The organism is Candidatus Defluviilinea proxima (assembly GCA_016721115.1).
Lineage (GTDB): Bacteria > Chloroflexota > Anaerolineae > Anaerolineales > Villigracilaceae > Defluviilinea > Defluviilinea proxima.
Map to the genome: position 1 here is coordinate 4,260,880 of JADKIW010000001.1, position 18,924 is coordinate 4,279,803.

At 47.6% G+C, this 18,924-nt stretch carries 18 protein-coding genes; 10 read left to right on the plus strand and 8 right to left on the minus strand.

Annotated features, from left to right (window positions below; all coding sequences use genetic code 11):
* Positions 1–124: 124 nt before the first annotated feature.
* Together IPP66_19660 and IPP66_19665 are read right to left on the minus strand one after the other, a co-directional pair.
* On the minus strand, positions 125–337 hold the full coding sequence (locus IPP66_19660) for a cold-shock protein (protein MBK9927492.1): 213 nt from the start codon (positions 335–337) through the stop codon (positions 125–127).
* Between the two features lie 100 nt (positions 338–437).
* The gene (locus IPP66_19665) at positions 438–902 is read right to left on the minus strand and encodes a PHP domain-containing protein (protein MBK9927493.1); all 465 of its coding nucleotides are present in this window, start codon (positions 900–902) and stop codon (positions 438–440) included.
* A gap of 301 nt (positions 903–1,203) precedes the next feature.
* Between IPP66_19665 and IPP66_19670 the strand changes: the two genes are divergently transcribed.
* The 8 genes from IPP66_19670 (at position 1,204) to IPP66_19705 (ending at position 11,364) form a co-directional block, all read left to right on the plus strand.
* Positions 1,204–2,817 carry a hypothetical protein gene (locus tag IPP66_19670; GenBank protein ID MBK9927494.1) on the plus strand — a complete coding sequence of 538 codons (1,614 nt, stop codon included), beginning with the start codon at positions 1,204–1,206 and terminating at the stop codon, positions 2,815–2,817.
* Positions 2,814–4,223: a hypothetical protein gene (locus tag IPP66_19675; GenBank protein ID MBK9927495.1), complete on the plus strand. Its 1,410-nt coding sequence runs from the start codon at positions 2,814–2,816 to the stop codon at positions 4,221–4,223. Before IPP66_19670 ends, IPP66_19675 begins: the two co-directional genes overlap by 4 nt.
* A 15-nt stretch (positions 4,224–4,238) precedes the next feature.
* Complete coding sequence (locus tag IPP66_19680; GenBank protein MBK9927496.1) at positions 4,239–5,276, plus strand: hypothetical protein; 1,038 nt, start codon at positions 4,239–4,241, stop codon at positions 5,274–5,276.
* Positions 5,277–5,345: 69 nt separating this feature from the next.
* Positions 5,346–6,995, plus strand: a complete 1,650-nt coding sequence (locus tag IPP66_19685) for a hypothetical protein (protein MBK9927497.1) — start codon at positions 5,346–5,348, stop codon at positions 6,993–6,995.
* The gene (locus IPP66_19690) at positions 6,992–8,761 is read left to right on the plus strand and encodes a hypothetical protein (protein MBK9927498.1); all 1,770 of its coding nucleotides are present in this window, start codon (positions 6,992–6,994) and stop codon (positions 8,759–8,761) included. The genes IPP66_19685 and IPP66_19690 overlap by 4 nt, the downstream gene beginning before the upstream one ends.
* Before the next feature lie 4 nt (positions 8,762–8,765).
* Positions 8,766–9,686: a pseudouridine-5'-phosphate glycosidase gene (locus tag IPP66_19695; GenBank protein MBK9927499.1), complete on the plus strand. Its 921-nt coding sequence runs from the start codon at positions 8,766–8,768 to the stop codon at positions 9,684–9,686.
* A 121-nt stretch (positions 9,687–9,807) separates the two neighbouring features.
* Positions 9,808–10,602 carry a hypothetical protein gene (locus tag IPP66_19700; protein ID MBK9927500.1) on the plus strand — a complete coding sequence of 265 codons (795 nt, stop codon included), beginning with the start codon at positions 9,808–9,810 and terminating at the stop codon, positions 10,600–10,602.
* Between the two features lie 84 nt (positions 10,603–10,686).
* Positions 10,687–11,364, plus strand: coding sequence for a transglycosylase SLT domain-containing protein (locus tag IPP66_19705; protein MBK9927501.1), 678 nt, complete (start codon positions 10,687–10,689; stop codon positions 11,362–11,364).
* Here the strand turns inward: IPP66_19705 and IPP66_19710 are convergent, their stop codons facing one another.
* The 4 genes from IPP66_19710 to IPP66_19725 form a co-directional block, all read right to left on the minus strand.
* Positions 11,365–12,735 (minus strand): HAMP domain-containing histidine kinase, encoded by a 1,371-nt coding sequence (locus IPP66_19710; protein ID MBK9927502.1) that lies wholly within the window; start codon positions 12,733–12,735, stop codon positions 11,365–11,367. It lies immediately after the preceding gene.
* A 54-nt stretch (positions 12,736–12,789) separates the two neighbouring features.
* Positions 12,790–13,467, minus strand: coding sequence for a response regulator transcription factor (locus IPP66_19715; protein MBK9927503.1), 678 nt, complete (start codon positions 13,465–13,467; stop codon positions 12,790–12,792).
* 130 nt (positions 13,468–13,597) lie between these two features.
* Complete coding sequence (locus IPP66_19720; GenBank protein MBK9927504.1) at positions 13,598–14,413, minus strand: dienelactone hydrolase family protein; 816 nt, start codon at positions 14,411–14,413, stop codon at positions 13,598–13,600.
* A 121-nt stretch (positions 14,414–14,534) separates the two neighbouring features.
* A complete protein-coding gene (locus tag IPP66_19725) occupies positions 14,535–14,765 on the minus strand; it encodes a hypothetical protein (protein MBK9927505.1) in 231 nt (76 codons plus the stop codon).
* Between the two features lie 34 nt (positions 14,766–14,799).
* On the opposite strand from IPP66_19725, the gene serS reads away from it, so the two are divergent.
* Positions 14,800–16,071: a serine--tRNA ligase gene (gene serS, locus IPP66_19730; GenBank protein ID MBK9927506.1), complete on the plus strand. Its 1,272-nt coding sequence runs from the start codon at positions 14,800–14,802 to the stop codon at positions 16,069–16,071.
* A gap of 50 nt (positions 16,072–16,121) precedes the next feature.
* Positions 16,122–16,640, plus strand: coding sequence for a DUF456 domain-containing protein (locus IPP66_19735; GenBank protein MBK9927507.1), 519 nt, complete (start codon positions 16,122–16,124; stop codon positions 16,638–16,640).
* Between the two features lie 37 nt (positions 16,641–16,677).
* Here IPP66_19735 and IPP66_19740 read toward each other — a convergent pair whose 3' ends face one another.
* Positions 16,678–17,916, minus strand: a complete 1,239-nt coding sequence (locus IPP66_19740) for an extracellular solute-binding protein (protein ID MBK9927508.1) — start codon at positions 17,914–17,916, stop codon at positions 16,678–16,680.
* On the minus strand, positions 17,916–18,920 hold the full coding sequence (locus tag IPP66_19745) for a M42 family metallopeptidase (protein ID MBK9927509.1): 1,005 nt from the start codon (positions 18,918–18,920) through the stop codon (positions 17,916–17,918). The genes IPP66_19740 and IPP66_19745 overlap by 1 nt, the downstream gene beginning before the upstream one ends.
* Between the last annotated feature and the right edge of the window lie 4 nt (positions 18,921–18,924).

Consider the following 18,924-nt stretch of genomic DNA (forward strand, 5'->3'; position numbering starts at 1 on the left):
ATCCATTATAGACAGATAGACGATGACAAAAGTCACGATTAAGTCATGAAATAAAAACAGAGCTGTCTCACGACAACTCTGTTCGATTCGCAAAACTTGAGTCGGCAAGCCGACAGGCTTAGTCTTACGAGAGGGGCTTTACATCGGCGGCCTGCAAACCCTTCGGGCCATCTTCGACGGAAAACTCCACTTTCTGCTCGGCAACCAGCTTCCGGTATCCATCGGACTGAATGGCGCTGAAGTGAACGAACACATCTTCGCCGTTGTCACGACCAATGAACCCATAACCTTTGGTGGCATTGAACCACTTGACGGTACCAACAATACGTTCTGACATCTTACAAATCTCCTACTAAAAAATTTATGCCCGCTCGCAACACCAAAGCATCACTTCCCGGGCACGACGCCCGCAAGATTATCACGCCTGAAAACCCATGTCAAGCCTTGTTTAACGATTTGTAAATCACTGCAAAACGGGATGTCAGATGGACCCACGGAGACGACCATTTCACTCTCGGAACGCCCCTGCGAATAACCTTCCGCATCTCATCCGGACCTTCAAACTGGTCCAGCAAAAGGAGGCTTCTCCCCAACTCGAACGCTGCATGCGCATCCGACCCGACCGTCCCTGGAATGTTGTGTTTCTCAGCAAATTCCCGTGCCAAGCGGTTGAAGTCCGGGTCCATACAGCGGGAATTGAACACCTCGATCGCATCCACATCAGGCAGAATTTCGAGCAGGTCATCCTCTTTCCAACCACCCTTTCGCAACTTGTCAAACGGATGCGAGACACTGATGAAAGCGCCCTGATCCTTCAAGCGACGAATTGTCTCTTGCGGAGATAAAAACGGAGGCACCTCTTCAGTTACAAACGCCGCAAGGATCTCACCTTGGGTCGTCATGATCTCCTCGCCCACGATTACCAACTCCGGGGTCAAAATCTGAGCCGTCCGCGCCCCCTCAATCGTGTTGTGATCCGTCACAACAACCCGGTCAATCCCCTTACGACGACAAGTCTCCACCAACTTGCGCGGAGAAGTCAGGGAATCTTTTGAAAAAACAGTATGACAGTGAAATTCGACAGATAGGGTCATAAATGAAAAAATATGATGTACGTAGCTTGACAATACGGATATAAGTTATATACTAATTTTACAGTGGGTGCAAGTTTGGTGTTTTGATAGTTTAAGGAGCGGTTATAAAATGGGTCTGGACACTTTCAGAACAGTAATACAAATCATCAATCAAGGGATGGACATATTTATTCCTATTCTCTTTGCAATTGGGCTCACAGCTATACTGGTCCTCTATGCATATAATAAAATCCAAACGGATGGACTAGGAAAAGGGTTTTATTTAAGCGTATTGTTTTTTTTAGAAATTATCTTCATAGTTGCAGTAATCTATTATGTTCCTAAATTACTGACAAACCTTATTGGCAATGGACAATATGCTACATTCTTACGTTGGCTGGTCATTTATTCAATAGTTATTCCTGGCTGGTATTCGCTAACTAAGGAACATAGTGGCAAACGAGGGGCAATTTCTATCTCAATCATTTTGTTTACATTTTCCCTAGGTTGGTTATATGATCAATGGATTGGAGTGATTTTTATTTCCACACCATTGATTGTGACTTACTACCATGTAACGTATAAGGTTGCGCAAATTATTTACCCTACATCCGACCCGGAAAACAAAAGGGAAGAACAGCAAAGAGTACGTACATTTATCGCATATCTACTGGGTATTCAATATCCAATATGGATAGCGAAATCAAAAACCAGCCGTGAGTACGAAAAAGTTATAGATGGCGATACAACGGTGGTCCAAGGAGGGCACGGTGTAATTTACACTTGGTCACATCAAGTTGCCGGGATATCGAAAGGCATTGAGTTCAACAGAGTTGACGGCCCCAATGTCACTTTTACTAAACAATTTGAATGGCCAGTCGCATTAGTTGATTTGCGCACACAATTGCGTGTCACCCAAGTTAACACAATTACCAAAGATGGCATGGAGATCCCGTCTATTGTTTTTACCGCATTTGCCATTGATAAGGAAAATTGGCCAAAACCAACTTGGTCAAAAGCTTTTTACTCAAAACTAAAATATATAGTTGGGAAGGATTATGAAATTGACCACCCAAAGGGAAGCCATCCGTATTCGTCCGGCAGAGTTCGGTCTGCACTAAGTATTTCGGGAATTAATACTTCCCAAAAAGACGAAAACGAAAAATCCGAGATTCACTGGGACGAATGGGTAATAATGCAAGTAGAGCATGTTACTCGCCAGGTAGTATCGGAACGAAGCTTGGATGAATTATGGCGACCAAGAAATGACGAACTAGGCAAAAGCGCACTAGATGAAATGGCAGATGATTTAAAGAGTCTGCTGTCCCCAAGACTAGCAGAAGCAGGCATTCAACTCTTTACCGCTCGGATTGTCAATTACAAGCTTGACGAGGAAGAAGAAAAAGGAAATCTTATAGCTCAACAGAACCTAAAAACTTGGAGTTCTTATTGGGAACAACGGGTTACGGAGGCACAGGCTGATATTGAATTCATTTATCGCGAAGAGATAGATAAAGCGCATGCATATTCAAAGTCTATTTTACTAAGTGCAATTGCTGACAGCATTGACAAGGCCCGCAAAATACGAGAAGACTTACCTCGGCACGTAATCGCCCAATACTTTGTACATGCACTGGAAGAATACATAAAAAAGGTACCGGAATTAGACGTGACAGACTTCAAGCAACGTATAGACAGGATCAAAGATTTAATGACTTACAGTAGTCCGGAGGAAAAAGAATGACAATCCCATCTTCGACTACACCTGAACATGAACACTGGCAAGGGTTGTATTCACCAACAGAAAGTCATTGGCAAGATCTAAAAAGGATCAGAAATTTTGTAACCCCGATTATCGGCCTGGTTTTCATTGCCACATTATATATTGTGGTGGGGTATACATCTATTCACATGGAAGATTGGATACCCGACAACATCAATATCACCACCTATTATATATATCTCACACAAATTCTGATCATCATATTTTCTCCAACTATACTATTGCTCATTACACTTCGGTATATTCTCAGTAAAACATCAGAGTTGATCTATAGCATATACCAACCCTCGCCAAGCGAAAAGCTTTCATCGTTAATTAGCCGAAAGTTATTAGGGGTGCCGCCATTTCCACCTCCACTCGATACAGTCCTAAAATATCCCTTTGTTGTTATCAATAAGCCTGCGCTTGAAGATGATCATTGGGCGCGTTGGTTTGGAGGTCCGGCAATTTTAGTTATACACGATGGTGCAGGCGTATATCTCGAACGTGGGAATCAATTCTCTCGTGTTGTAGGGCCAGGTGAATTAGTCCCATTATTGGAAAGGCATGAGCGCATCATAGATATTGTAGATCTACGGCCACAGACTAAAAGCGGCTACGTAGAACCGTGGACTAAAGATGGTGTTCATATAAAGCTAGAGCTTAGAGTGGATGTTCAAATCAATGCCAGCCAAAAATCTCTGGAAAAATCGTCGAAATTAAGATACCCATTCGATCCACTAGCTGTCAAGGCGGCCGTGGAATATACATCTGTGAAAACGACATCTGATGGAAAGCTAAAAGAATCGTCATGGCTCGAAGGTGCATGGGGAACTATTACCGGAGAAGTCAATTCCTTTGTGGCAGGCCATTCCTTAGACGAATTGTTTCTAGCGCCACAGATTGAAAATCATACGCACTTAAATCAACAGAAAAACCATATCCCCGAAAAAATTGAACAAATCTTATCTCGCAGAATCTCTGAAAAGGTGACGGGCAATATTCAAGAAAGGCTTCAGCAAAATGGTATCAAGGTGCTAAACATTCAAATCACTGATGTTGTAGTTCCTAGGGAAGTTCAGGATCTGAGGACAAAATATTGGAGAAGTATTAGAGGCATTATATCCGCGCAAAGGAATAGTCGAGCAGAGGCAGAGCGAATCCGTATTCGTGAACAGGCGCATGCAGACGCCCAACGGACGATTTTGATGACTATCACTCAAAAGCTAGAGAACATCGATGCCGACAATATGACAGAGCCCTTGATACTATCCCTGTCAGGGCTATTGGATCAAGGGCTCGACGATCCCCTCATACGTCCCTGGATCGCAAGCGAATCATTTACAGTACTTGAGAAAATGCGAAAACTATTAAAAGAACGCTTTTAGCTATAAAAGGATACTATGAGAAAAGAGATCACCACAATTCTAAAGGCGCTAGATGATAAAGATCCAGCTGTTCTTTCTATGGAAAAGAAAACTATGGACTTAATTGACGACCAAGAGGATTTAGAGACTTTTATATACAACATCAAAGAAGAAATCCGAATTTCAAATTTCATCCATAGTAATCGGCAACCTTTTTACTATCTTTATTCTGCAATTGCACGCATAAAAAAAGGAGACAATGACGCCGCAAAGAATGATTTAGCCAATGCAGTCCAAGGCTTTCGAATCTCGGGCTTTGTCGTAAATGAAGCACTTGCGGAATGGCTCTTTGCAATTATCCATTTTGAAAATGAAAACATAGTCCGGTCTCAGGAAGCTTGCAAAGCTGGGCTTTCACTGTTAAGTTCGTTGATTAACGAATGCGAAAAAAAAGGGGCCTATAGTCAGGCTACGGCCTACAAAAAGTACTTCAAAAAAATAGATCTCTTTGCCAAAGAAATTGAAACATTTCACAAAAGAAAGAATTTTCAAAAGCCCTTATATCCATCCTCACATATTCGTATTCCTTGGATACCGGTCTACGATTCTGTTCGAGCAGGTACAAGTGGCATGATTTGGGGCATGCCTCCCCAAAAAAGCGGAATGAGTGTATACACTGTTGAAATAGGTGGAAAACAACATAACTTACACCCAATCAATAAATCCCCACAGAATATTGATGTGAACATCAACTTGATAAGCGGCGCTGAATATGGATTAGCGCGCGTAAAAGGGCATAGCATGAATGCGAGTAAACCAATTCCTATAGAAGAGGATGATTATGTATTATTCACATCATCATGGGTTGTTGACCAAAGCGCAATTGTAATTGCCGGCACAAACTTGACCGACCAAGAAATATCTATGATGGTAAAGAAGTATCTTGCCAACGAGAAAATTCTACTTTCAGAAACAAGTGATTCTGATAATCCAGACGAAGATTATTCGCCTATTCAACTGACGGAGGAATATCAAATCCTTGGTACCGTATTAGCTGTAGCCAAACCGGTTTAAAGAACTTGTAATATAAGACTACCTATGGGTAGCTGAGTAATCTCGGGGGATTTGTTATAATTCACCTTCATGGACGATACCCCGTTCTATAAAAAGCCCTGGTTTTACATTGTCGCCTGGTTTGTAGTCATGCTTATCTTTTACGGATGGCTGGTCACGATAGGCGATGGAAATGTTGGTCTGATTAACGTCGCAATTGATCTTGCGTGTATCTTTCCTGCGCTTCTCGTTTTGTGGATGGCGTTTTTTGCACAATTTGTGCTCCCGGTGCGGACACTTGAAGACCGCCAAAAGATTTTTGACCGCATGCTCACCCACCTCTTTGGCGGGCATGGACCAGCTATGTTTCTGCGAAATGGACAGTTGATCAAGCGCGAGGGAGAGGAAAAGAAGAATGGCCCTGGGGTACTTTGGCTGGATTCGGCCAGCGCTGCAGTTACCCGTACACCAGTCAAGATCAAGCAAACATTGGGACCAGGTGTTCATTTTATTGACAGCGGGGAATATATTGCTGGCACGTTGGATCTCCATATTCAGTCGCAAACAGTGGGTTTAAAAGAAAATGACGATCCCTTTGCAGAGCCAGGGGATGATATAGATGATGACGAGTACAACGAAATACAGGATCGACGTCGCATGGTTAGCGCGTTGACACGTGATGGTATTGAAGTCATTCCGAGCATCTCCATTTCATTTCGCGTGGATACAGGCTTCCCGAAAGAAAATGAGCCGGGCTCAAGGTTTGGATATCGCACTGGAATCACAAAAAAGGCCAAGGCGCAGGAAGCGGAAGATAAAGAGGCCATCCGTAAAGCCATTCTTGGAGAAGGAATTAATCCCAATATAGCTTCGGATACCACTCGAAGACGGGTTGCCTGGAACGAATTGCCCGCCTCACTCGCCGTGGACGTTTGGCGCGAATATGTAGCCAAGTTCACGCTTGATGAATTGTTCAAGCAGGAACAGCTTGTGCCTGTACCACCATCCGAGCCTCCCCAGCCAACCGACGAGGAGATAGATCCTCTCAGCCAGCCCATTCTCATTACAGCGAATCGAACTACCTTGCAAGATAGATTTGCTATGTTCCTGCGCAGGATCAATCTATTTCTTTCAAGCACAATTCAAAAACTGGAAGGCACCTCCACAGATACAACTAAAACCAATGTTCCAGCTTATTCAGGTGCCGCGAAAAGCTCATCATCAGGAAAAAGTGAATTCATCAAGAAAACTGCATTGCAGGTGATCAACGACATGGTCAATGCCCGCCTCAAAAAACCAGAGGTGGATATTCTTGACGACAATGGACAACGTGGCCAAGGTCATATTGAAAGCCAGGAATACAAGTTACTTAAGAGCAAGGGCATTGCGGTCGTTTCTGTGGGCATCAGCAATCTGCGTCTCAATCCACAAATCGAAGAGGCGATCATCAGTCGCTGGTCGGCATCTTGGTATGACAATGCCGCGGCTGAAAGTAAACAGATCAAAAGTAGGCAGGAAATCGCCAAATCGTACGGACGTGATAAGGCGTTTCGTCAATATGCTGAACGCCTGAGCAATGACCTGATCCGCAAAAAGCCGTCAGGCATCAAAAACACTCTCAAGACCCTGTTACTGCGCACACGGACAATCATCATCAATAACGATCAGTTGCGAAGCGAAATGGCAATGGAACAACAGGTACTGGAAGATGCTCTCCGGTGGATCGAGGCGGAAGAATGAACACAACATCCACCGAAACGATCCTGCAAAGGGAACAGCGTCTGTACAGGGAATTGTCATCTCGCCTGATCGACGTTCTTGTCAGCAAAGTTTTTGATCTACATCCTCAGAAAGCGGCATGGCGAAGATCAACTCTTTTTGCGTTGTTCTTTATCATTGGCTTTTTCATCACCCTTATCAATCATCCTTTATCAGGTTGGTTCGAACAGCTTAGGGTCCTTTTTTCTTCGCTAATGGCACAACAATCCCCTCCTGATGTTGCCATCAATAACTTTGTAAAGTTCCTCCTGGAAATCATCACAGACTCAAGTATCTTGCAATATTTACCGGTCTTTATCGCTCCGTTCTTTATCGCCCTGCAATCTGCCGCAATCTATCTTGCAGATATATTTGAACTGGAAGATGTCAATGTCGCGCGGAGTTTTGTAAGTGGCGTGGCATTGACGGGACGAGATGAAACTATCCGTGTTCGAAATGGAAATGTACTGGAAGATCACATGGAAACCCCTACCTTCCTGATCGGTGGTCCCGGCAAGGTGGTAGTGGAATTGGACTCGGTAGCTCTCTTCGAGCGAGCAGACGGCACACCGCATGTGATCGGGCCAACAGGCAAAGAACCCGGCGGAAAAGCTACACTCGAAGGCTTTGAAAGATTCCGCCATGCATTCGATATTCGTAACCACCATGTGGACTTACGCGATCAGGATTCGAAATCGAAGGCTGTACAAAGTAGAAGTCGTGATGGCATCCCCATCAAAGCAACAGACGTGCGCTTGATGTTCAGTATCTATCGCGGCGAAAAACCAGAAGCAACGCCTGAGGTTCCATATCCCTTCAGCAAAGAGGCGGTTGAACAGATCGTGTTCAAAGCCGCTTCACGCGTGACACCAGACCAACCTTTCCCATCCACTTACGAGTTTAACTGGACACAAAAAATGCCAGGTCTCATTCGCGGAAAGCTTGGCGGCTTTATGAGTGAACATAATCTATCCGAGTATCTGGCAAGCACCGGTATGCCAGAATTCGAAAAAGCAAAAGAGCGCGAAAAAGATATTGTTGAGCAAATACAACGGATATCACAATCAGAAGAAGATATCAGCAGTGGGCGCAAAGAGATCAAATCGCCACCCGACTTTCAGGCACGCTATAAGGTGAAAAATCTTTTCGCTCAGTTTGCTGAAGGATTCTCCGGGCAGGCACGCAGTAATGGCGTGGAACTTCACTGGATCGGTGTTGGAACATGGGAATCGCCCAAGGAAATCGTTCTTGACAAGCATTTAGATGCGTGGAAATTGACGCAAGAAAATCTAAAAAGCGGCAATCAAGGTGCCATGAGCGCGGTCGAAAATTCGGAAGCTACGAAAAAGACAAAGGAACTGATTCAGAAAGTACCTATCAGCGTTTTTCTGACCATGTCAAAATCCGTAAAAAGTACAAAATTTGGAGGCAAAGGTCAGGATATATTTGAATGGGAGTCGGATGAAGATGAGGATGAAGACGTAATGATCGATGATGCTGACCCCATGTCAGAAGTGTTGGATATTTTGCACGAGATGCACGGTGACAAAAAGAAAAAAGAGGCCCCTCCTCCACCTATCAACAAGGATCATGCGTATAATGCACAATCCTTGCTTCTTGAATATCGAAAACAGTTCCAGGAAACTGCGGACCTGATCAGAAACAAAAAGGAAGAAGTCCCACAAACCATTCTGGATGCCATACGTCACATTGACAATCAGATCGGACACTGGGCAGGAAGACCCTAAGGATATGACACAATTTTATAAATCAACTGAATTCGCGAAAGCGACTCATGTCAACGCGCCTGTTGTAGCGCTTGAATCAACCGTACTCACCCATGGACTGCCACGCCCTCAAAACCTGCAATTGGCGCACGACATGGAGAACAATGTCCGCGCAGAAGGTGCAACTCCAGCTACGATCGGCTTTCTGGATGGGCAACTGTATGTCGGCATGGAAGATGCACAACTCGAAATACTCGCAAACGCAGAGAATGTTTTCAAAGTGGGACCACGTGATTTCGCAACTGTGGTTACCAAAAAGATACACGGCGGCACAACAGTCGCTGGGACGATGCTCGCGTGCAAACACGCCGGTATCCAAGTCTTTGCCACAGGCGGGATCGGAGGCGTACATCGTGAATCGGAGTTCGATATTTCGGCCGATCTACAAGCCTTGGCAAACATTCCAATGATCGTTGTCTGCGCAGGCGCAAAAGCGATACTAGATCTGCCCGCAACGTTGGAGTATCTTGAAACGATGAGCGTGCCGGTGGTCGGCTATGGCACGGATGAGTTCCCTGCGTTCTATTCGCGTGAAAGCGGACTGGATGTGAGTGTGAGATTGAATAGCCCGGAAGAAATTGTCCGATTTGCGAAGGCACATTGGGAGGCTGGGTTGCAGAGCGCAGTTTTAGTGGCGAACCCGGTCCCTGAAACAGAAGCAATTTCAAAGTCCGAGATGGAACCGTATATCGAGCGTGCGAACCGAGAGGCACATGAGCAAGGCATCCACGGCAAAAATGTCACACCTTTTCTTCTTCAAAGACTGAATGAGTTGACGAATGGAAAATCCATGAAATCGAATCTGGCATTGTTATTGAATAACGCCAGACTCGCGGCACAGATCGCAAAGTCACTACACGCAGACAATCACACAAAGATCGTATAACATTTTGAGTTGAGATCAAGAACCCGAAGCCTTATAGGTTTTCGGGTTTATTTTTTGCTTGACATTTTAGAACGCATGTTCTAAAATGTACGTATTGGAACTTTTAGTATAGGAGACTGAAATGACCACATATCGCAAAAATGGAATAACAAATTTGTTTAATCGTCTTGCCGGTGGGCGTCGCATCCAAAGAGGCGCGGCGTGGGGTGGGATGATTTTAGGCGCGTTACTGGCGTTTGAGATATTTAATTTCAGCACAACGCAGTTTGCCCTTCTCGATATTTTGGGTGATTTAAAATTCGCCGGCATGCGTTGGGCTACCATTTTGGCCATCGCATTCTGTGGCATCGACTTTGCAGGGATCGCCCGCATCTTTACCCCTGAGCAGGGACGCGATGAACCCGCCGAGATCTGGTACCTACTTGGTGCATGGTTCTTAGCGGCCGCGATGAATGCTTCACTCACTTGGTGGGGTGTTTCAGTGGCGATCGTCAACCATACCAGCGCTAGCGGAAGTGCTGTAATCAACGCTGCAACCATGGCAAAGATCGTTCCGATTTTCGTCGCCGTAATGATCATGTTCATTCGTGTTCTTTTGATCGGCACCTTCTCGGTAGCGGGAGAGAGATTGTTCTCAACTGACGAAAAACGTGCTTCTTATACCAATACCAACACGCCACGTCCGCGTCCGGTGCAACAGCAACAACCGACCTACCGCCCGGCAACTCCAACAACCACGCCCGTATTACGCCCGGCCTCAAGCATCAATCGACCTATGACGACAAACATGTATCATCCGACACCTAACCCAGCACCCAAGCCTGCACAACAAACATCATTTACTCGGGCTGAACCCACATACCATAACCTGTCTTTCAATGGCCCAGCCGAAAGCGACCGTTCGTACGATGTTTAAATTTGCCGGGCTTTGCCCCGGCAATCCATAGTTCCGAACTCTTTTCGAGCTCGGGTTTCCAAACCAAATTTGAGGAACCTACTTATGCCCCGCGCTCGCACTTCCAAACCAAACAACCGGCAAACAGCCGCACCATCCAATGGAAGCGGCTGTTTGTCTCTCTATTCCCTGCCACTCTTAGCCGTCTTCGTGATCTCATGCTTGATCACAGCACTTTCATTCAACACACCTATTGCAACATATACATCACAAAAGGACTCAACGAGCCTCTCCCCTATCTTCACGCGAGAAGTGCAATACTGGGCCAATGACATCATCCGCTGGGCAAACGCTTCTTCTCTGGACCCCAATCTGGTCGCTGTTATTCTACAGATCGAATCCTGCGGGGATCCTTTTGCGCAGTCAGAAGCCGGTGCAATGGGACTGTTCCAGGTCATGCCTTTTCACTTTCAAAGCGGAGAGAATCCTTACAACACAAACACAAATGCCCTACGCGGATTGAATTATCTTTCGCGTTCACTGGAAACATCTCGTGGAAATGTCCGTCTGGCATTGGCAGGATATAACGCAGGCATTGGAATCATCTCACGCGGCGAATGGACATGGCCCGCACAGACGCTACGTTATGTTTACTATGGCGCGCCAATCTACGAGGATGCACGAAGTGGAGCAACATCCAGCCCAACATTAGATGAATGGTATCGAAAGTATGGTGCGGGGTTATGCAGACAGGCAAGCAAACGACTGGGATTGAATCCCTAATTACGACTTAAACAACGGAAGCCAGATCGCGAATGTGGTCCCTTGTCCCTCTTTTGAGTCCACTTCGATGTGTCCGCTATGATGTTCTACGATCCATTTGGTGATGGAAAGCCCGAGGCCGAACCCGGTCGCTTTGCCGCGCGTGCGTGATTTTTCAGCGCGATAGAAACGTTCAAAGATGTGAGGCAAGTCCTCGGCAGGGATGCCAGGCCCAGTGTCCCGACAGATGATGCGTGCCTGATCGCCCACTTTTGCCAAGCTCAAGAATACATCCCCATCCTGCGGAGTATATTGAATGGCATTCGCCACAAGGTTGATCAATACTTGTTTCAAACGGTCACGATCACCGTTGACCTGCATCTGATCGATCTCGTTGAGATGAACGCGGACCTTTCCCCCAGCAATAATGCGCATCTCTTGAAAGACCTCAGTCACAAGCAGGTCCAATTCAACAGGGCGGAAACTCAGCGGGAGGTTACCAGACTCAGCCTGCGCCAACATCAACACACCACCAACCAGACGTGTGAGACGTCCCACCTCCTGATTGATGCTAACCAACGATTCGTCGTCAAATTGCTTCATACGGCGCATCAGATCCACGTTGCCTTTGATGACCGTGAGAGGTGTCCGCAGTTCATGGCTCACATCGGCAAGAAAGCGTTGCTGAGACGTGAACAATGTTTCCAGTCTTTCCAACGTCCGATTGAAGGTTTGGATCAAGCTACCGATCTCATCCTCTTCAAATCCCTGAAGAGGGATGCGGCGGGAGAGATCGTCGGCACGGTTGATATGTTCAGCCGTCTCCACGATGGTCTTGAGCGGCACAAGCGCACGTCCCAATGTAAACCACAAAGCAAAACCAACTACAACGACACCATACAGCCAGATCACCAGCAACACATATAGAAGATACTGGCGTGCAAACACAATGGAATCCAGTGGCGTTGCCACCTGCATAACAGCGATCTGTTTGTTCCCGGTCTGCAAAGGGACACTCAATACCCGCAACAACATATCATCTTGATACGTGACCTCGCGATACCGCGCATGGTTCACACGGGTATTGGCAGGGTCTAAAGCTTTATTTGTTTCCCCAAGTACACCAAAGCCCTGTTGCAATTCATCGTTCAGCCCCCACACTTGCACTTGGATGTCATTATCAACATTGGCAGGGATCGCACCAAACTCCACCATCTTCAAGCTGGTTACACTGGATACGGCGATGAATTCTTCAGCATTCGTGGCCAGCGTATCATCGACCTGGCTCAACAACACCGTATTAACAAGTAAAAACGCACCTGCGCCAAAGATCAACAGAATGCCGCCCAACAGCAATGAATACAGGAAAGTCAGGCGTTGGGTCAGAGACATTTCGATACTTCGGCAGGCTCAATACAATTTTTGATTTATCACTAGCGATTTATATTACGGGGTCTCACGCAATACATATCCAACGCCACGGACTGTATGGATTAGGCGCACTTCCCCTTCACCCTCCAGTTTTTGGCGCAAATAACGAATATACACTTCAAGCACATTGCTCTCGCCGCCAAAGTCATAACCCCACACGCGGTCAAAGATCACTTCACGCGTCAACACCTGTTTGGGATGACGCAGGAACAATTCAAGCAATTCGTATTCCTTGGCGGTCAATGAGATCGTGCGATCACCGCGCGAGGCCTGTCTTGAACCCGTATCCAGAGAAAGATCAGCAAACTTCAAAACAGGGATACGCTCAGGTTGAGTTCGGCGCAACAACGCACGTACACGCGCAAGCAATTCATCGAGATTGAATGGCTTGACCATGTAATCATCAGCACCAGCATCCAGACCTTGAATGCGATCCTGCACAGTATCCTTCGCAGTCAACATCAAGATCGGGATCGAACCACCCGTGCGCAAGCGATGGCACACTTCCAAACCATCCATGCCGGGCAACATCCAATCGAGTACTACAAGGTCAGGTGTGTGATCGCGCGCAAGGATCAAACCCATGCGTCCGTCAGTAGCCGTGTCCACGGTATAGCCTTCGTACGACAAACCGCGTTGTAGTAGTTTCAAAATCTGTTGGTCGTCTTCAATGATCAGGATACGTTCATTCATAGTGATTGCTCCTAACCAAAATATACCACAACTTACTCTCTCGTTTACTGGACAAACCGCGCCTCGACCTTAACCCAAGCCTGATCGTCCACGATCAAACTTTACTTTGGCTGTAGCTTTATTGCTACGATCATCTCAATCCGAGCTTTTCTTTCAACCATTTTTTCCGATCATGCGTTGCGCTTGCATTGAGTCCGTGACCTGCCTCGTACCACGTTATCTCCTTTGGCTCGCTAGCGGACGCAAAAAACTCCTCCGCACGCTCCTTCGGCACATGTGGATCATCCTTCGCAAACTGAAAGAAGACAGGGGCCGGTGAAAGCTGTGCCACATGGGCTATGGGGTCAATCTCGGCCATCTCCTTTATGAAAGCTTCTCGCGCCTCCCCCTCCAAATCGGGCAGATACAGATACCAGTCCGGGAAACGAGGCGTTGCCGCCATAATGACATATTGTGTAGGGCGTTGATCCAAAGCTCCAGCCAATACACCATACATTCCTCCAAAGTCATGGCCCACAAGTGCAAAGCGACTTGTATCCATGTTTGGCTGAGATAGAAGCAGGTCAATTGCTCGACGAGTGTTTACAACCTCCTCCATGGAGTTCTGCATATCATCTGCTTGCGTACGTTTGAGGAAGAAATCAGGGTCAGACCATAATGTTTCGACCAAAAGGCAAGCCGCACCACCTTTTGCCAATTCTTTCGCTTCCTCCACAAATTGGCTTCGATTCGAATCTGGTTTGGCTGGCTCATACCAATGCACATATAAAATCGCCGCAAGTGGACTGTCCCCACCTTCTGGGCGAATCAACTCAGCCATACGGCGATACCCAAAAGGGGTTTGAAGCACAAACAGTTTTCTCTCAATGCCATCTTCAACACGCTGGCGAAGCAGGCGCAGGTCTTTCGGTTCGAATTTCGGGTACTTTTGCATCTTAGTTAACATGGCGACTCCGATCAATTAAGTTGCACATATTATATTTGTTACCCCAAACTTGACACCCTTCTCTGGGAGAGTATAATCACGCCCAATAAGAAAGCGTGAAGACAAGTACCTGTTCAACCGTTCAGAAAGTTGTCGGTCGATGCGAGACAACCGGGCAAACAGAGAAATCCCCTTCACCCATCGCTTCCGCAGGAACAAGTTTAGGCTTGTTGTAAGGAAGACGCGAGCGCACGTTACAGCGCACTCCAAGGTCACGCCAACGCGTGGCAAAAGCAGGTGGCACCACGAGACGCCCCTCGTCCTGCAAATGGATCGGGGCGTATTTTATTCCCTGGAGTCGGTCATAAAACAACCCCCAAGACTCCAAAGCACACTGGAGGTGCAACATGCTAGATATAAATTTGATCCGCGAAAATCCTGAACTTGTGCGCACATCGCTCAAAAACCGCCAGATGGACGCATCCTCTGTGGACGGTATTCTCACGCTGGACGAAAAACGTCGTACGCTACTCACCGAAGTGGAGAAGCTAAAGGCTGAGCGCAATACGGTCTCAAAAGAGATCAGCAAAATGAAAGATGCGGCAGAACGTGAGACAAAGATCGCCGCAATGCGCGAAGTAGGCGATAAGATCGCCGCGTTGGATAAGGAAGTAGCAGACGTCGAGGCAGAACTAACTGCATTGACCAGTTCCCTGCCCAATATCCCGGATGAACGGACGCCAATAGGCGTGTCCGAAGATGAAAACATTGTTCTGCGTACCGTTGGCGAACTTCCCAAATTTGATTTTGAACCCAAAGCTCACTGGGATTTTGGCCCGGAACTGGGCATCATTGACTTTGAGCGTGGCACAAAGATCACAGGCTCACGCTTCTACGTGCTGAGTGGCGCAGGCGCACGGTTGCAACGAGCGTTGATCTCTTTCATGCTTGATCTGCATGCGCGACAAGGCTACACAGAAAAGTATCTGCCCTTCATGGTGAAGCAAGAGACAGTGTACGGAGCAGGACAACTCCCCAAGTTCGCAGACAACTTGTACAAAGACCATGAGGAAGATCTGTATCTCGTGCCAACTGCTGAAGTCCCGTTGACCGGCATGCACATGGGCGAGATTCTTGACGAGGCCCAACTGCCTTTGATGTATACAGGCTATACACCATGCTTCCGCCGTGAGAAGATGAGCGCCGGGCGCGACGTACGCGGCATCAAACGCGGACATCAATTCGACAAAGTTGAGATGTACATGTACGCCAAACCTGAAGAATCAGACGCTCTGTTGGAAAAAATGCGTGAAGATGCCGAAGCGACTTGTGCCGCATTGGGCCTGCCCTATCGCGTAAAGTTACTCTGCACGGCTGATATCGGTTTCGGCTCAACCATCACCTATGACCTCGAGGTTTGGGCGGCAGGATGCAACGAATGGCTGGAGGTATCTTCGGTCTCAAATGTTCGCGACTTTCAGGCGCGTCGTGCGAATATAAAGTATCGTCCTGCCGATGGCGGCAAGGCACGCCTCGTCCACACCTTGAACGGTTCAGGTCTCGGCCTACCCCGCACAATGATCGCCGTCATGGAAAACAACCAGCAAGCCGATGGCTCAATTGTTATCCCAGAAGTGCTACGTCCGTGGATGGGCGGTGTAGATGTAATAAGACCGTAAACAATAGACCTGTGATGTCTTCATGACATCACAGGTCATAAGGAACCCATATGCCCGATTGGCTTCAATTTGCTTCCCAAGTTCTTCTCGAAACGCTTACCCTTTTTGCCATGTTGGTTGGTTTGGTGGGTCTGATCGTGCCTGTCTTCCCCGGGCTGACGATCATGTGGCTGGCATCACTGGTGTATGCGATCATCCAAAGTGTAGCAGGCAAAATGACAGGTTGGGATTGGTTCTTCTTCGTCATCATTACCCTGTTCATGATCGGCGGCAACATCGTGGACAACCTCATCATCGCGGCAAAGATGCGTGACCAATTCATCCCCTGGAGCTCGATCCTGATCGCGTTCGCGGCAGGCATCATCGCTAGTATCTTTCTTACACCGCTCGTTGGTTTATTGGGCGCACCGCTTGGGTTGTTCCTTGCGGAGCTAAACAGATTGAAAGACCGCGATAAAGCGATCGCGTCTACAAAAGCGTATTTGATCGGCTGGGGTTGGGCATTTGGGGCAAGGTTCTTGATCGGGTTGACAATGATCGGCTCATGGATGTTGTGGGCCTGGTTATAAAAAAATGGCGGTCACTTTACGAGTGACCGCCATTTTTTTATTTTACGGATTCCATTACGCTTCGCGCTACAACTTCGGGTTGCTCGCCATTAAATATCCTGATCAGCGCCTCTTGCAGTAGTGGCCTCAAAATTCTTATCCCATCATCCACAGGGACAGGATGTGTGGATTGCAAAATCTCATCAAGCGACACCCTTAGCGTTTCATTTGTCCAACTCCCCAACGCCTGCGGACGGGTTGGCAAATAGCCCGAAGCCTGCGTCCATGCAGACATGAAATCACTTTCCACGAGGTACGACGCTAATTCTGCGGCGAGAGGTTCGTTCTCTGCGCCAGAACCTGCCAACGACCACACCCACCCGGTCCCCAACGAATAGTTCATATTGTCCAAACCCAGTAACGGGAGGTATTCTCCGCTTTGTGCACCAATATCACTCGATGCCCAGCCAACCGCCAGATCAGCTCCACCATCACGAAAGATCTGTAAAGATTGTTCAGCGGTTTGAAGATCACGAATGGTTGGTGAAATTGTCTCTGTCGTTAGAGCTTGCTGATACAGGGTTAGAACACGCGTCAGCGTTTCTTCGTCAATTGAAGATTCTTTTTTGAGAGAGAGATACAAAGCCAAAGGAAAAGATGCCTGCAGGTCTGAAGCGGGAAAAACGATTTGATTCCCTGAATTGATGATGAAATCCCAACTGGAAAGCGGATCATCAAATACCGCAGGGCGATACACCATAAGGAGTGCATCACTCGCAAACGGTAAGCCATACTCCGTATTCTGAAAATGACCCAGTTCGCGCGCGAACGCATACCAATCTGGTTCCTGTAGAATATCGGTCAAGCCTTCAAGGGGATGCAGAAAGCCTGCCGAGGCCGCCATCTGCATATCGGCATAGGATAGGGCGATCAGGTCGGGCATGGCAGAGGGCGCGGCATTGCTTGTAATAGAAAGCGCGCCGGTGATATCGGTGGTTGTTTTGATTCGGACCTCTATCTCGAGGCCGGGGTGTTCGTTCTCAAATTCAAGCAAACGTTGTTTCAATAATTGGGCAGAGGGAGTCTCCGCATTGGGGTCAAATTGTGGAGGAAGCCAAATACGAAGAAGGCGCGATTGATCGACCACAGGTGCGGTGGGAGTTGGAGTCGCTTGCGGGGTGGCTGTGGCCGTTGAGGCAGGAACAGGTGTCGGCGTAGAAAGAAGCGGGGCGAGGGACGAGCATCCTACAAGAAGGAGGAGAAGTCCAACATTGACGATGCGTAATGCGCGAGTCATTATCCCAGATCTATCGGTGCGCGTAAAAGCGCGGCTAAGAGTTTGACGGAATTTTGCAGGTCAGTGTAATCGATCATTTCCGAAGGCGAGTGAACGTAACGCACGGGGATCGAGATACAGCCTGATGGCACACCGGCGCGCGTGAGTTGAATGGCGCGTGCATCGGTGCCACCAACAAGGAGAACTTCACGCTGATAAGGGATCTTATTTTTCTCGGCCGTGCGAATCATCCATTTGACAATGCGCGGATCAGAGATCGAACCGATATCCTGTATCTTGATGCATGGGCCTTTGCCCAGCGCCATTTCCATTTTGAGGGAGGCGGGTGTATCGCCCGTGGGAGTAACATCCAAAGCGACGCCAAGATCAGGGTCAATGCCAAAAGCCGATGTGAGCGCACCCGCTGAGCCCACCTCTTCTTGCGTTGTGAAAACGAAATACACATCATGCGGCGTAGACTTGAGTGCACGTAATGCTTCGATGGCAACCAACACACCAGCGCGATCATCCATGGATTTGGCAACGAGGCGATTGCCCATCTCCGTGAACGGACGGTCAAATGCGGCCACATCGCCCACTTTCACGGGGCAATCTTTTTTGCTGGTTGCGCCGACATCGATATACACTTTATCGAGCGTGGGGATTTCGCCGAGGCCCGTCAAATTATCAAAGCCCAACACACCCTGCACGCCATTCAAAAAACGGACTCGCCCTCCAGAAACATAGCGACGGAATACGCCACCGATCGGCGAAAAACGGACAAAGCCTTTTTCATCCACATGGCTGACGATCAAGCCGATCTCGTCCATGTGCGCGGCGATCATGATCTTTTTTGTATCTTTTGTAGCTTTGGTCGGCTTCTTGCGGACAATGAGATTGCCGAGCGCATCCACTTTGATCTCGTCAGCCAATGGCTTGACCTCGGCCCGCACCAATTTACGGACTTCATCTTCGTACCCCGAAGGGCCAAATGTTTCAGTGAGTTGTTTGAGAAGTTTTTTCATTCAG